This is a genomic window from Streptomyces morookaense, from assembly GCF_013030945.1.
GTDB lineage: Bacteria > Actinomycetota > Actinomycetes > Streptomycetales > Streptomycetaceae > Streptomyces > Streptomyces morookaensis.
Genome location: NZ_JABBXF010000029.1, coordinates 66,172 through 80,079 on the forward strand (window position 1 = coordinate 66,172; position 13,908 = coordinate 80,079).

Genomic DNA, 13,908 nt, shown 5'->3' on the forward strand with positions numbered 1-13,908 from the left:
GTTTGCTGGTCAGGCAGTTCGGGCGACTGCCGGGGCATACACCCCGCTTGTTGCACATGGAATGCACTGCTAGCGTCTGCGCCGATTCGTCGACCGCATCGCCGGAGGGCAATTCATGAACGCACGAGCAGACACCGGGTCGTCGCGTGCCGGAGGAGGTGGAGAACCGTCCACGGAATACGCCGCACTGCGTCGCGATCCGGAATACGCCGAGCTGAACGGCATGCTGCTCGACCTGGTCCCGGTCGGTTCCGGGCGGACCGTCCTCGATCTGGGGTGCGGGGACGGAGCCGTCAGCGAGCAACTGCTGCTGCGCGACCCGGACATGTCCCTGGTCGGTGTCGATCCGGATCCGGCCCTGCTCGACGCGGCACGGGCCCGGCTGGGTGACCGGGCCCGTTTCGTCGCGGGGGACGCGGCCGCCGTCTCCCGGCTGTTCCCGCCGCACGCCTTCGGCACCGTCGTGCTGGCGAACTGCATCCATCTCGTCCCCGGGCTCGACGAGGCGCTCGGCGCGATCGGGCAGGTACTCGCCGGCGGCGGCCGTCTGGTGTTCAACTCGGCCTTCTACGCGGGCTCGGAGACCGCCGCGGACCTGCCGCTGTACGCCGAGCTGGTGGGCACGGCCCGCAGCACCGCCCGGAAGCGCGGGCTCCCGCTGGCCCGCTCGGGCGGCGGCCGGGACCCGGGGCTGCGCAGGAGCGCCGGGGACTACCGGGCCGCCCTCGGCGCGGCCGGATTCACCGACCTGGTCACCACCGAGCGGGAGTTCACGCTGGGCCCGCGCTTTCTCACCGCATTGTGCTCGACCCCGATGTTCGCCACCGCCGCGCTGCCCGGGATCGACAGGGTCACCGCTGCGGAACTGCTCGCCGAGACGCTGGAACAGCAATACGAGCGCGCCCCGTTCACCATCACGCGGCGCTGTGTCCATTTCTCCGCCACCCGGCCGTGAAAGACCTGACGAAAGGAATGCCTCATGACCGAGGTGCTGAACGTGGTGACCCGGGCCGTCCTCGATATCCGGCCGGAACTGGGCGCTGCGGGGACGGAGATATCCCGGGACGCGGCCCTTTTCTACTCCGATGAGCCCGGCCGGCCGGTGCTGGGGCTCGACTCCATGGAGGCGCTGGAGCTGATCTCCGTACTGGAGCGGGAATTCGGGGTCGAGCTGGCGGACACGGACATCAGGATCGCCGATCTCCGCACGGTCGGGGATGTGGTCGACGCGATGTCGGGGCCGCTGCGATGACCGGAGGCGCGCGCCGCCGTGTGCTGGTGACCGGTATCGGCGTCGAGTCGTGCGCGGGCGGCACCCCGGAGGCGTTGTGGGACGCCCTGTCCGCGGGGCGCCCGGCGATCTCGGCCCTGGAACTCGAGGAACCGCTGCCGTGCCAGGTGGGCGGTGTGATCAAGGGGTTCGATCCGCGGGACTACTTGTCCGCCCCGCAGGTCCGCCGTACGTCGCGCTTTCAGCAACTGCTGTTCGCCGCGGCGGTGAAGGCCCGGGCGGACGCCCGGCTGCACAGTGCGCCGGGGGCGCTGTACGTCGGCACCGGTGGCGGCGGGCTCGACGAGACCGCGCAGCTCGTGACGGTCCTGCGCCGCAGCGGGTGGCCGCAGATGAACCGGCTCGGCCTGCTCCGGCTGCTGCCCAACCAGGCGGCCGGGCTGGTCGCCCAGGAACTGGGCATCACGGGGCCGGTGCTCACGCTCTCGAGCGCCTGTGCCTCGTCGACGGACGCCATCGGGGCCGGGATGCGCGCGGTGCGCGACGGTATCGCGGACGTGGCCCTGGTCGGCGGGGTCGAGAGCTGGCTCGAACTGCCGTGCCTGGCACCGTTCTCCCTGCTGGACGCGCTCTCCCGGCGCCCTGCGACGGAGGCCGCCCGCGCATCCCGGCCGTTCGACCGGGACCGGGACGGCATGGTGCCGGCCGAGGGCGCCGCCGTGCTCGTCCTGGAGTCCGAGCGGTCCGCCCTGCGGCGCGAGGCGACCGTGTACGGCGAGGTGCTCGGTGCCGCGTCCACCTGCGACGCCCACCATCCGCTGGCGCCCCGGGCGGACGGCGCGGTGGCGGCCCGGACCATCGAACTGGCCTGCGCCGATGCCGGAGTCGACACCGGCGCCGTGGACCTGGTCAGCGCGCACGGGACGTCGACACCGCTCAACGACCTGGCGGAGACCGCGGCCATCAAGCGCGCTTTCGGCCCGCGCGCGCCGCACGTGGCGATCACGGCGCCCAAGTCCGTCATCGGCCACGCGTGCGGCGCGAGCGGGGTGTTGGAGAGCGTCGGCGTGCTGCTCGCGATGCGCGAGAAGTACGTGCCGCCCACCGCGAACCTGGAGTACCCGGACCCCGGCTGCGACCTGGACTACACCCCGCTCGTGGGCCGGCCCGCCTCGATCGGCGTCGCCGTCAAGCAGAACTTCGGGTTCGGCGGCCAGAATTCGGCGGTGGTGTTCGGCGCGGCGTGACGGCTGCGGAGGGAGGCGGTGCGGAGGAGGCGGTGCCGGGCAGGCCTCACCCGTCGGACATCGCCTCCTCGGCCTTCCCGGCCTCGGCGACCATGTGCAGCAGGGCGTCCACCTCGGCCGGGGTGGTGTGCGGGTTGAGCAGGGTGAGCTTGAGCCGTACCCGGCCGGGGCCCTCGCCGGGGAGTTCGGTGCGGCCGACCACGGCCCGGCCCTCGTGCAACAGGCGCCGCCGCAGCGCACCGTTGATCCGGTCGGTCCCGTCCGGGCCGGCGGAGGCCGGCCGGTAGCGGAAGACCACGGTGGTGAGCACGGGGGCCGTGTGCAGTTCGAGCGCCGGGTGGTCCGCGACCGTCGCGGCCGCGTGCCGGGCGAGGTCGTGACAGGCGTCGACGAGCCGGCCCAGGCCGGACCTGCCCAGCGTCCGCAGCGTCGCCAGGATCTTGAAGGCGTCGGGGCGGCGGGTGGTGCGCAGGGACAGTCCCAGCAGGCTGGGGTAGCCCGCCTCCTCGTCGTCGGCGGGGTTGAGGTAGACGGCCCTGCGCGCCAGCGGGGCGTACGTCTCGGCCCGCCGGACCAGGAACACCCCGGCCGGGGCCGGCTGCCAGCCGAGCTTGTGCCAGTCCAGGGAGACGGAGTCGGCACGTGCGAGGCCGTCGAGCAGGGGGGCCAGGCGGTCGGAGAGCAGGGCGCCGCCGCCGTACGCGGCGTCCACGTGCAGCCAGGCGCCGTACTCTGCGGCGAGATCGGCGATGCGCGGCAGCGGGTCGATGCCGCCGGTGTCGGTGGTGCCCGCGGTCGCCACGACCGCCACCGGGATCTCGCCCTCGGCGACGGAGTGCTTGAGGCGCTGTTCCAGGGCGTCGGGGTCCATGCGCAGGTCGGCGTCGACGGGGACGGAGACGACGGCCGCCTCCCCGAGGCCGAGCACCGCGGCGGCGCGCTGCACGGAGAAGTGGGCTGCGGCGGAGGCGAAGAGACGAGGCGTCAGATGACCGGGCACGCCTGTCAGTTCGGTGGGCCGCCCGCTCTCGCGGGTCAGCTCCCGGTCGCGGGCGAGCATGAGGCCCATCAGGTTGGACTCGGTACCGCCGGAGGTGACCACACCGGCTGCCTGCGCCGGGTCGTACCCGACCAGGGCGGCGAGCTCCCGCACCAGCGCGGTTTCGAGCTCGGTCGCGGCGGGCGCCTGGTCCCAGGAGTCCTGGGAGGGATTGAGCGCACTGACCGCCAGATCGGCGGCGACGGCCACGGCGAGCGGCGGGCAGTGCAGGTGGGCTGCGCAGGCCGGTTCGGCGGGGTCGGCGCTGCCCTGGGCGAGCAGGGTGGTGAGCTGTGCGAGGGCGTCCGTACTTCCGCACGCGGCAAGGGAGTCGGCGACGTCCGCGGCCGTCCGTGCAGGCCCGCCCGCCGGCAGCGGCCCGTTACGACGCCGTGCGCCCTCGGCGAGGGCATCGAGAACGGTACCGAGCAGGGGCCGGAGGGCGTCGGAACCGCTGACGCCGCCCGCGAGGGGCGGGGCGTCGGGGACGGCGTGGTGAGCGTGTCCCGTCACAGCCGGCCCCCCGCCAGGGCGGCCGCGGCCTCCGTGATGGCGTCCGTCAGGCGGTCCAGCACCGTCTCGGCCTGTTCGTCGGTGATGGTCAGCGGCGGCAGCAGGCGGAGCACCGCGTCGTGCCGGCCGCCGAGTTCGACGATGAGGCCTCGGGACAGGCAGCCGGCCCGGACCCGGGCGGCGAGTTCGGGGGCGGCCGGGTGCGCGCCGCAGGCGTCCGGCGCGGCGGCGGGGTCGACGAGCTCGACGCCGATCATCAGGCCGCGCCCGCGGACGTCGCCGATGACCGGGAGTTCGTCGCGCAGTGCCGTCAGCCGTGCCGTCATCCGGGCGCCGACGTCCGCGGCGCGCTCGGCCAGGCCGGACTCGGCGATGTGGCGCAGGGTCGCGGCGCCGGCCGCCATGGCGAGGGTGTTGCCGCGGAAGGTGCCGGTGTGCGCTCCGGGCTGCCAGCCGTCGTAGTCCTCGTGGTAGAGGACCACCGCCATGGGCAGGCTGCCGCCGATCGCCTTGGAGAGCACCATGACGTCGGGCACGATCCCGCTGTGCTCGACGGCCCACATCCTGCCCGTCCGCCCGGCCCCGGTCTGGACCTCGTCGACGATGAGGGGGATGCCGCGCTCGGCGGTGATGCGCCGCATCTCGCGCAGCCACCCGTCGGGGGCGGGGATCACGCCGCCCTCGCCCTGGACCACTTCGAGGATCATGGCCGCGGGCGGCAGCACGCCGCCCGACGGGTCGTCCAGCAGCCGCTCGACGTAGGCGGCCGAGAGTTCGGCGCCGCGTTCGCCGCCGACGCCGAAGGGGCAGCGGTAGGCGTAGGGGTAGGGCAGCCGGGTCACTTCGCCGCCGGTGGGCAGCGGTTGCTTCACGGCGACGTTGCCGGTCGCGGCGAGCGCGCCGGCGGTCATGCCGTGGTAGGCGCCGGTGAAGGCGAGGACGCCGCGCCGGCCGGTGGCGGTCTGGGTGAGTTTCAGGGCGGCTTCGACGGCGTCCGTGCCGGCGGGGCCGCAGAAGTGGACCTTGGCGGTCTCGGCGAAGCCGCGGGGCAGGCTCTCGAAGAGGGCGCCGGTGTAGTCGTCCTTCTCGGCCGTGGCGAGGTCGAGCACGTGGAGCGGGGCTCCGCTGTCGAGGGTGCGCCGGAGGGCGTCGAGCACCACGGGGTGGTTGTGGCCGAGGGCCAGCGTCCCCGCGCCGGAGAGGCAGTCGAGGTAGCGGCGACCGTCGGCTCCTTCGACCGTCATGCCGTCGGCGCGGACCGGCACGATGGGGAACGTGCGGGCGTAGGTCCGAGCGGCGGACTCGCGGGTGTGCTGGCGGTGCAGGACGGCGTCCCGGGTCTCGTGGGGGGTGCCGGTGGCGAGGGTCATCGCGGTAACTCCTGGGAATCCGGGCAGGGGTGGGCGCCCGGTGAGCTGAAGTGCGGACCTGCGCTCCGCAAGGGGCGCGGGACTGTTGACATATGCGGCTCCGCCGCGTGGGCGCGACCGGCCACCGACGGCCTGCAGCTCCCCGCGCCCTGACGGGGCGCCTAAAGCGGCCGGTGTTCCCGGCCGGTGAGGTGGGCAGGGGCGCCGATGCCGTCGGCGAGCGCCGGGTCCGGCTCCAGGGCGCCCCAGTGCTGACGGAGCGGCAGGATGCCTGCCCAGAGGCCGAGTTCCGCATCGGGTCCGTCCCCGTCGTCCGGCGGTCCGGTGCGGATCTTCACCGAGGCATCCGTCAGCTCCAGCGCGAGCAGGGCGGTCGCGGCGAGCTCCTTGCGGCTGGGCCGGCGCGCGTAGTCCCACTGGCCGGGGGCGACGTGCTCGGTGAGGCGGCGCAGGCCTGCGAGCTGCTCCTCGGGGTCGGTGACGAGCCGGGGCACTCCGTAGACCATGGCGCTGCGGTAGTTGACCCCGTGCTCGAAGACCGAGCGGGCCAGCACCAGGCCGTCGACGTGGGTGACGGTCACGCAGACGGGCGCCTGCGGCGAGGCGACGAGGCTCCGGCTGGCGACCGAGCCGTGGAAGTAGAGCGTCTCGGCGGTGGCCCCGTACACGGTCGGTACGACCATGGGGGTGCCGTCGACCACCACGCCGAGGTGACACAGGAATCCGGCCTGCAGCACGGCGTCGAGGTCGGCCCGGCTGTGGCTGCCCTGCTCCCGCAGGCGCCGGTGCCGGGTGCGTTCGGTCTCGGCAAGGACGTCGGGCGGCACGTTCGGCGCCTGCTCGGTCATATCGCGGCTTTCTCATCGGTACGACTCGAACGAACCGTTCGAAGACGAGCGCCAGCCTGCCCGCATCGAGGGCGTTTTGGCAAGGGAGGTCCTGATCACCCGGGCCGGTGCGGGCCGCGCGGCCCGACAGTTGATCAAGTCACCTTGGACCGCTTGCCATTGGGCCTCGACTGCGCAAGGGTGTGCGAGCGGAACCGCGTTATGACGCCTTGATGACGAAAGTACGGGGATGACGACAGAACTACACCCCGCGGCGGAGCCGCTCGACCTCCTGGGCGTGGGAGTAGGCCCGTTCAATCTCTCGCTCGCCGCACTGGCCGACGGAGTCCCCGGCCTGCGCACCGCGTTCTTCGAGCGGAACCACGAATTCCGCTGGCACCCCGGTCTCCTGATCGAGGGCACCACCCTCCAAGTGCCCTTCCTGGCCGACCTCGTGAGCCTGGTCGACCCGTCCAGCCCCTGGTCGTTCCTGGGCCACCTCAAGGCGACCGGGCGGCTCTTCCCGTTCTACTTCGCCGAGAAGTTCCACATCGACCGGGCCGAGTACGACACCTACTGCCGGTGGGCCGCCGAGGCACTGCCCCACTGCCGCTTCGGCCACCAGGTCGACGCGGTCGCCTGGGACGAGGAGCGCCAGGCGTTCGCCGTCGACTACACCTACGAGAGCGCGGGCGGCGAAGAAGTGCTGGCGGGCCGGGAGTTCACCCGGAATCTCGCCCTCGGCATCGGAACGGAACCGTCCGTTCCCGCACTGTTCCGTCCCCTCGTGGAGGACGCGGCGGTCACGGCCCTGCACTCCGCCGACTACCTGACGCACCGCCAGTCCCTGCTCGCCAAGCGGCACGTCACCGTCGTCGGTTCGGGGCAGTCCGGCGCCGAGGTCTTCCTCGACCTGCTGCGCGCCCGCCCGGCCGGCGCCGAGGGTCTCCAGTGGATCAGCCGCTCCCCCGCCTTCGCGCCCATGGAGTACTCCAAGCTGGGCCTGGAGCAGTTCACCCCCGACTACACCCGCTACTTCCACCGCCTGCCCGAGCGGACCCGTGACGAACTGCTGCCCGCGCAGTGGCAGTTGTACAAAGGGGTCAGCGCCGACACCCTCGGCGACATCCACGACGAGCTGTACCGGCGCACCATCGGCGGCGGCTGGCCCGACGCCGTCCTGCGTCCTGCCACGGGTGTCGTCGGTGCCCGCCGCCCGGACGGCTGCGACGGCCGCATCGAGCTGGAGCTGGAGCACACCCAGGAGGGCGGCTGTGAGACCCTCACGACCGACGCGGTCGTCCTCGCCACCGGCTACACCGAGCGCCCCGCCGACGCCCTCCTGCACGGCCTGGCCCCCTTCCTGGTACGGGACTCCGCCGGACGGCCGGAGGTGGACGCCGACCAGCGGCTCGTGCTCGACGGCCCCGTCCGCGGCTCGGTCTTCGTCCAGAACGCCGAGCGGCACACCCACGGCGTCGGCGCACCGGACCTCGGGCTCGCGGCCTGGCGGTCGGCGGTCATCCTCAACGCGCTGACCGGCCGCGAGGTCCACCGCCTGCCGTCCCGGACCGCGTTCACCACCTTCGGGATCCCCCCGGTATCCGGACCGTCCGGCACCGCCGCATCCGGCACCGGCGCGTCCGACCGGGCCGCCGGATCCGCCGCCCGGGCCTGACCCCCGCCCGGGGGTACCTCCCAGCGGTAGTTGGGGGAGCGCCCACCGCACCCCGTCCCATCCGAGCACCCGGAGCAGCCATGCTGATCAGAAAGACGGGCGACGACCAGCTCGTCGACGCCTACGGCATCCGCTTCCAGCAGATCTACCCCCACGGCGGGGAGGAGCTGGCCCCCTGGGGCGTCGGCCGCGCCGTCGTCGAACCCGGAGGCGCCACCGAACCGCACAGCCACGACGACCACGAGATGTTCGTGTTCCTCTCCGGGCGCGGCATCCTCACCGTCGACGACGAGGAGTGCGAGGTCGGCCCCGAGGTCACCGCCCTCCTGCCGGCCGGCAGCCTGCACCACGTGCGCAACGCCAGCGACACCGAGCGGCTGGTCTTCCTCTCGGTGTACTGGCCCGTCCCGCACGGACCGATCGACCTCTGATCCACCCGGTGCCGCCCCGGGCCGCCCGCCCCGGCACCTCGCTTCCGACCGGAGCCCACCATGCCCTCCTTCACCCTGGTCACCGCAGCCCCTCCCACCCCCAACGGCGACCTCCACCTCGGCCATCTGTCGGGCCCCTACTCGGGCGCGGACATCAGGATCCGGGCCCACCGGCTGCTCGGCGGGGAGGGCCTGTTCCTCACCGGCTCCGACCTCCACCAGAGCTATGTGCCCACCAAGGCCCGGCGCGACGGCAGCGACCCGCTGGAGATGGCGGAGGGCTTCGCCGACGAGATCGCCCGCATCTTCGACTCGGCCGGCTTCGCCCCCGACGTCTACGTCCGGCCCTGGCGCTCGGAGCTGCACACCGAGCTCGTCAGCGAGTTCTTCGCCCGCCTCCACGCACAGGGGGCGCTGCGCGTCCGTACCGAACAGGCCCTGTTCTGCGCCGACTGCGACCGCTACCTCTTCGAGGCGCACCTCACCGGCAAGTGCCCGCACTGCGGCGCCGGCAGCGACGGCAACTCGTGCGAGAACTGCGCCCTGCCCAACCGGGTCACCGACCTGGTCGCCCCGGTGTGCAACGCGTGCGGCGGCAGGCCCGTGGAACGTGCCGTCGAGCGGCTGGTGTTCCCGCTCAGCGAGTACGCCGAGCGGCTGCGCGCCTTCCATGCGGCCACCGCGATGAGTCCCCAGCTGGAGGCGCTGTGCGCCGACATGATCGACCGGGGGCTGCCCGACATCCCGGTCGGCCACCCCACCGACTGGGGCCTGCCGATGCCCGTCCCCGGCTTCGAGGACCACCGCATCTACGTCTGGGCCGAGATGATGCCCGGCTACTTCGCGGAGCTGGCCGAGGCCCTGCGCGCGGCGGGCCGGGATCCCGAGGAGTGGCGCACGGTCTGGAACCACCCGGAGACCGAGATCGTCCAGTATTTCGGCTTCGACAACGGCTACTTCCACGCCCTGCTGCAGCCCGCCCTGCTCATGGCCTACGACCCCGACTTCCAGCTGCCCAAGGCGCTGGTGACCAACGAGTTCTACCAGCTGGGCGCGTCCAAGTTCTCCACCAGCAGGCGCCACGCCATCTGGGCCAACGACCTGCTGGCAGCGGTCCCCGCGAGCACCGCGCGGTTCGTCCTGGCCCACGACCGGCCCGAGAACGAGCGCACGTCCTTCACCTGGAGCCGCTTCCACGAGCTGGCCGACGACGAGCTCGCCGGGCGCTGGCAGTCCTGGCTCACCGGTCTGTTCTCCCGGCTCGCCACCCGGACCGACGGCGCGATACCGGCCGGTACCACCCCGCTGCCCTCGCAGGAGCGGTTCCTCCGCCTGCTGGAGGGCATCGCCGAGGAGTGCCTGGCGGCCTACTCCCCCGCCGCCTTCTCGCCCCGCCGCGCCACCCGGCTGCTGTGCGAACTCGTCACCTGCGCACAGGACTTCGCCGCCGCCCAGAGCCGCACGCGCGACGCGGGACGGGCCGCCGGCGCACTCGCCGCGGAGGCCGCCGCCGCCCGGCTGCTCGCCCAGCTCGCCCACCCCGTCATGCCGGAGTTCGCCGAACAGCTGTGGGCCGCGCTCGGCGAGACCGGCACCCCGCGCTGGGACGGCGTGCGGCCGCCGGCCGCCGGGCAGCGCGTCGCGACCGGGGCCCGCTTCTTCGAGGCGCTGCCGGCCGACCTCGAAGAGCAGGTCATGAAGCCGTGACGGGACACCTTCGGGACGAGGCCGTGGTGACCCTCAAGTGATGGTGACCGTCAAGTGAACAGAACCGCCCTGGTCGTCGGAGCCGGCGTCTTCGGCCTCTCCGTCGCCCGTGCACTCGCCCTGCGCTCCTGGTCGGTACGGGTCGTCGACCCCAACGCGCCCGGGACGCAGGGCCCTTCGAGCGCGGAGACCCGCATCCTGCGCTGCGCGCACGGTGCGGACGCCTGGTACACGGAGCTGGTCCGCCGGGCGACGACCGCATGGCGGGCCCTGGAGCGGGAGTCCGGCCGCCGGCTCCTGCTCCCGACGGGGGTGCTCACCCTCGGCCCGCCGGACGACGACACGTGGGAGCGGGCCGCCGCCGCGCACTTCGACCGTCTGGGCATCCCGGCCGACGTCCTGGCGGCGGGCGCCATCGGCCGCCGCTTCCCCGGCTTCGAACCCTCGGGCGGCACCGCCCTGTTCGAGCCGGAGGCCGGGGTGCTCCTGGCCCGGCAGGCGGTGACCGCACTCGCGGAGTCCGCCGCCGAACACGGCGCCGAGCTGCTCCGGGCCACGGCCCGGCCCGACGGCGGCACCGCCCTCGTGGACGGCGAGCCCTGCCGCGCCGACCTCACCGTCTGGGCCGTCGGCACCGCCCTGCCCGCGCTCTTCCCCGGGCTGACGACCGTCCGCCCGGTGCGCCAGGACAGCTGGTACCTGCCGCCGAAGGGCCCCTGGGCGGCGGGCACCGGCCGGCCGGCCTGGCTGGACCGGGCCCACGGCTGCTACGGCATCCCCGCCGTGGGCATCCACGGCGTCAAGGTCGTGCCCGACGTGGAGACGCACCCCGGCGCGCCGGCCGACCCCGTACCCGCCGAGATCCCCGAAGCGCTCCGCACCTACCTCCGCGCCCGTCTGCCGGATCTCGCCGGCTCCCCCGTCGCCCGCCGCGAGGTGTGCTCGTACGCGCTCACCGCCGACGAGCACTTCCTCCTCGACCGCCATCCGGGCCGCGGCGACGTCTGGATCGTCGGCGGCGACTCCGGGCACGGCTTCAAACACGGCCCCGCCTGGGGCGAGTTCGTCTGCGACGTCGTCGAGGGCCGGCGTACGGCCCCGCGGCGCTTCGCCCTCCGCTGACGCCGGCCCGCCCCGGAGAAGACCCACCCCGGAGAAGACCTGTGCCATCTGTCCTGTGGATCCTCACCGCCGCCGCGTTCACCGTCGGCACGGACGCCTATGTGATCGCCGGGATCCTCCCGGACCTGGCCCGGGACCTCGGGGTCACGGTCGGCGCGGCCGGCCAGCTGGTCACCGTGTTCGCCGCGGTCTACGCCCTGGCCGCTCCGGTCGTCGCCTCGCTCACCGCCTCGCTCTCCCGCCGGAGCGCCCTGGCCCTCGCGCTGGCGGTGTTCACCGCCGGGAACGCGCTGACCGCCGTCGCCCCCGGCTACGGGCTGGTCGTGCTCGGCCGGATCGTGGCGGCCGCCGGTGCGGCCGGGTTCACGCCCGCGGCCTCGGCGGCGGCCGCGGACCTGGTGCCGCCCCGCCACCGGGCGAAGGCCCTGGCCGCGGTGATCGGCGGGATCACCACCGCCACGGCACTCGGCGTACCGCTGGGCACCCTGGCGGCGGGGGTGCTCGGCTGGCGGGCCACACTCGGTGCCGTGGCGCTGCTCGGCCTGACGGCACTCGCCGGCGTGGCCGCACGCCTGCCGGCCCTGCCGCCGGGCACCCGGCACACGCTCGCCGAGCGCTTCGCGGGTCTCAGGAACCCCGCGGTCCTCGCCGTGCTCGCGGTCTCGCTGTTCACCGTCACCTCGGAACAGGTGGTCTACACCTACATCGGCACCGCCCTCGCCCCGGCCACCGGGGCCAGGGCCGGCGTGCTCGCCGCACTCCTGCTCGTCTTCGGTTTCGGCGCACTCGTCGGCAACGCGGCTGCGGGCTGGGCCACGGACCGCTTCGGCAGCCGGATCACGCTGCTGCTCGCGGTCGGCGGAATGACAGCGGACCTGGCCCTGCTGCCCTGGTGGTGCCGGAGCCTGCCGACCGCGGCGGCGGCGATGTTCTGCTGGGGCCTCACGGCCTGGATGTACGTAGTGCCGCAACAACACCGCCTGCTGTTCCTCGCCGACCCGGGCGGCCCCCTGGCCGTGGCGCTGCACAGTTCCGTGCTCTACCTGGGCATGGCGCTGAGCGGCGCACTGGGCGGCGCGGTCCTGCAGTTCGGCGCACCACCCTGGCTGGCTCTACCGGCCGTGCTGCTGGGCGCACTTGCGGTGGGGGTCGCGGCCGTGGGGTACGGGAAGGAGCGGGGCTCCGTGTGAGCGGTTCGCAGGAATGCCCATACGGAGCCCCGCTCAGACCGTTTAGGACCACGTCTGGTCGTCTGCCCCGTTGCAGTCCCAGACGATCGCCTTGGCCCCCCAGTCGGTCCGGCCACCACCAATGCTCATGCACAGATCAATGGCGCCACCGTTGGCCCTGTTGTTGGCGCTCATCATCGGGTAGTACGCGCCGCCATCGGGCATGTACCACATCTGATCGCCGTTGCCGTTGCACTCCCACTGGATCACATCGGCGCCCCGGTCCCAGCTGCCGCCTCGGATTCCCAGGCACAGGTTGGACCCGACGTTATGGAGCCTGTAGTAACCATTGCCCAGAGCCTCGTACCGCCACTTCTGGTCATCGTTGCCATTGCAGTCCCACTGAATGGCCATCGCTCCCCAGTCCTTGCTTCCTCCCTGAATGCCGAGGCACCAGCCGGAGTGCTTGTTGCGAATTTCAACACCGGTGGCAGCTGAAGCAGTCGGAGCGGACACCACTCCCGCAACTGCAAGCATGAGACCGGAAACAACTGCGCCCACGCGCCTGAGAGTCATGAACCCTTACCTTGACTTGAGAAGAATCGACAAAGGCTCCGCCCGAGGTCGTCTGATCCCTCGAAGGCGCAGCAAGCAAAACGGCGAACGTTGTACGGCGACGCCACGGCGGCCCGCTTCCAAACATGATCATGCCACAACTTGACCATCTGTGAGGTTCCTTGACATACACCGCACTTGGCGACCTACAGGGTCGCTTGGACCGGGAACTCGACAAAGCCGACTGCGGATCGTCTCCGGCGCCGTGCAGGATGCCTCCGAACTGCACAGTGGCCCGACGGGCCTGCCAGGGCGGCGAGTTGCAAGATGCTGTCCCGAGACGGCCGGCACCTCCGAACACATCGGAACCCTCGGCTCCGGAAATCCTTCGGGGGTTGATCACGCTGCCGGCGCGACGGAGGATTCTTCCTGGTGACCGGTGGTGTGCCGGTCGAGTCCGGCCAGCAGACCGTCCAGGTCGGAGGTGGTGAACTTCCACTGGAACGGCTGTGCCGTGGCGTTGTAGCGGTCCCGCGGTGGGAGGAGCCGTTGTCGACAATCCGGAAGACGCGCTTGGCGCTGACGTACGGTTCCTGGCTCATGACCTGGGCGGCCAGGGCTTGAGCGCGTCCTCGGCCAGCCGGCGTCGCACGGTGGAGGGCGACACTGCGGTGACGATCTGGCGGGTGATGGCCTCGCGGGCCAGTTCCGGGCACGACCAGCGTGAGAGCAGCATTCCGGTCTCGGCGGGCAGTCGGCAGGCCAGCGCCTTGACCTCGGTGGCCTGCAGCGGTGTGAACGAGGCGGGACGGCCGCAGCGTTGACGGTCTTTGAGTCCGGGCAGGCTCGCCTGGGCAAACCGGCCACGCCAGCGGCGCACGGTGTCCAGGTGCAGCCCCGTCTCCCGGGCGATACGCGCGTTGGAGCGTTCGGCGGCGCTCAGGGCTATCGGACAGGCAGTGCGGACGGGCATGGCGGGCGAACCGATCGGCTGAAGTGGATCACTGGCACGCCACAGC

General features: G+C 72.9%; 13 protein-coding genes. 8 read left to right on the forward strand and 5 right to left on the reverse strand.

Annotated features, from left to right (window positions below; genetic code table 11):
* Positions 1 to 115 precede the first annotated feature (115 nt).
* Genes HG542_RS14030 through HG542_RS14040 form a run of 3 tightly spaced genes read left to right on the forward strand, consistent with a single transcriptional unit; the run spans position 116 to position 2,478 of the window.
* The gene (locus HG542_RS14030; RefSeq protein ID WP_171081221.1) at positions 116 to 955 is read left to right on the forward strand and encodes a class I SAM-dependent methyltransferase; all 840 of its coding nucleotides are present in this window, start codon (positions 116 to 118) and stop codon (positions 953 to 955) included.
* 24 nt (positions 956 to 979) lie between these two features.
* Positions 980 to 1,252, forward strand: coding sequence for an acyl carrier protein (locus HG542_RS14035; protein WP_171081223.1), 273 nt, complete (start codon positions 980 to 982; stop codon positions 1,250 to 1,252).
* Complete coding sequence (locus tag HG542_RS14040) at positions 1,249 to 2,478, forward strand: beta-ketoacyl-[acyl-carrier-protein] synthase family protein (protein WP_171081225.1); 1,230 nt, start codon at positions 1,249 to 1,251, stop codon at positions 2,476 to 2,478. Before HG542_RS14035 ends, HG542_RS14040 begins: the two co-directional genes overlap by 4 nt.
* Positions 2,479 to 2,524: 46 nt before the next feature.
* Here HG542_RS14040 and HG542_RS14045 read toward each other — a convergent pair whose 3' ends face one another.
* From HG542_RS14045 to HG542_RS14055, 3 genes are all read right to left on the reverse strand, one after another.
* Positions 2,525 to 4,030 carry a pyridoxal phosphate-dependent decarboxylase family protein gene (locus HG542_RS14045; protein ID WP_171081226.1) on the reverse strand — a complete coding sequence of 502 codons (1,506 nt, stop codon included), beginning with the start codon at positions 4,028 to 4,030 and terminating at the stop codon, positions 2,525 to 2,527.
* A complete protein-coding gene (locus HG542_RS14050) occupies positions 4,027 to 5,400 on the reverse strand; it encodes a diaminobutyrate--2-oxoglutarate transaminase (RefSeq protein WP_171081228.1) in 1,374 nt (457 codons plus the stop codon). The genes HG542_RS14045 and HG542_RS14050 overlap by 4 nt, the downstream gene beginning before the upstream one ends.
* 161 nt (positions 5,401 to 5,561) lie before the next feature.
* Entirely contained in the window at positions 5,562 to 6,248 is a 687-nt protein-coding gene (locus HG542_RS14055; protein ID WP_171081230.1) for a pyridoxamine 5'-phosphate oxidase family protein, read from the reverse strand.
* 229 nt (positions 6,249 to 6,477) lie between these two features.
* Between HG542_RS14055 and HG542_RS14060 the strand changes: the two genes are divergently transcribed.
* From HG542_RS14060 to HG542_RS14080, 5 genes are all read left to right on the forward strand, one after another.
* Positions 6,478 to 7,905, forward strand: coding sequence for a lysine N(6)-hydroxylase/L-ornithine N(5)-oxygenase family protein (locus tag HG542_RS14060; protein WP_171081231.1), 1,428 nt, complete (start codon positions 6,478 to 6,480; stop codon positions 7,903 to 7,905).
* 80 nt (positions 7,906 to 7,985) lie between these two features.
* Positions 7,986 to 8,336 carry a cupin domain-containing protein gene (locus HG542_RS14065; RefSeq protein WP_171081233.1) on the forward strand — a complete coding sequence of 117 codons (351 nt, stop codon included), beginning with the start codon at positions 7,986 to 7,988 and terminating at the stop codon, positions 8,334 to 8,336.
* A 60-nt stretch (positions 8,337 to 8,396) separates the two neighbouring features.
* Positions 8,397 to 10,043 (forward strand): methionine--tRNA ligase, encoded by a 1,647-nt coding sequence (locus tag HG542_RS14070; RefSeq protein ID WP_171081235.1) that lies wholly within the window; start codon positions 8,397 to 8,399, stop codon positions 10,041 to 10,043.
* Positions 10,044 to 10,097: 54 nt separating this feature from the next.
* Entirely contained in the window at positions 10,098 to 11,165 is a 1,068-nt protein-coding gene (locus tag HG542_RS14075) for an FAD-dependent oxidoreductase (RefSeq protein WP_171081237.1), read from the forward strand.
* Positions 11,166 to 11,206: 41 nt separating this feature from the next.
* Positions 11,207 to 12,355 carry an MFS transporter gene (locus HG542_RS14080; protein WP_171081239.1) on the forward strand — a complete coding sequence of 383 codons (1,149 nt, stop codon included), beginning with the start codon at positions 11,207 to 11,209 and terminating at the stop codon, positions 12,353 to 12,355.
* A gap of 42 nt (positions 12,356 to 12,397) precedes the next feature.
* Here the strand turns inward: HG542_RS14080 and HG542_RS14085 are convergent, their stop codons facing one another.
* Positions 12,398 to 12,910 carry an RICIN domain-containing protein gene (locus tag HG542_RS14085; protein WP_171081241.1) on the reverse strand — a complete coding sequence of 171 codons (513 nt, stop codon included), beginning with the start codon at positions 12,908 to 12,910 and terminating at the stop codon, positions 12,398 to 12,400.
* A 577-nt stretch (positions 12,911 to 13,487) separates the two neighbouring features.
* Entirely contained in the window at positions 13,488 to 13,862 is a 375-nt protein-coding gene (locus HG542_RS14090) for a helix-turn-helix domain-containing protein (protein ID WP_229922716.1), read from the reverse strand.
* Positions 13,863 to 13,908: the final 46 nt, after the last annotated feature.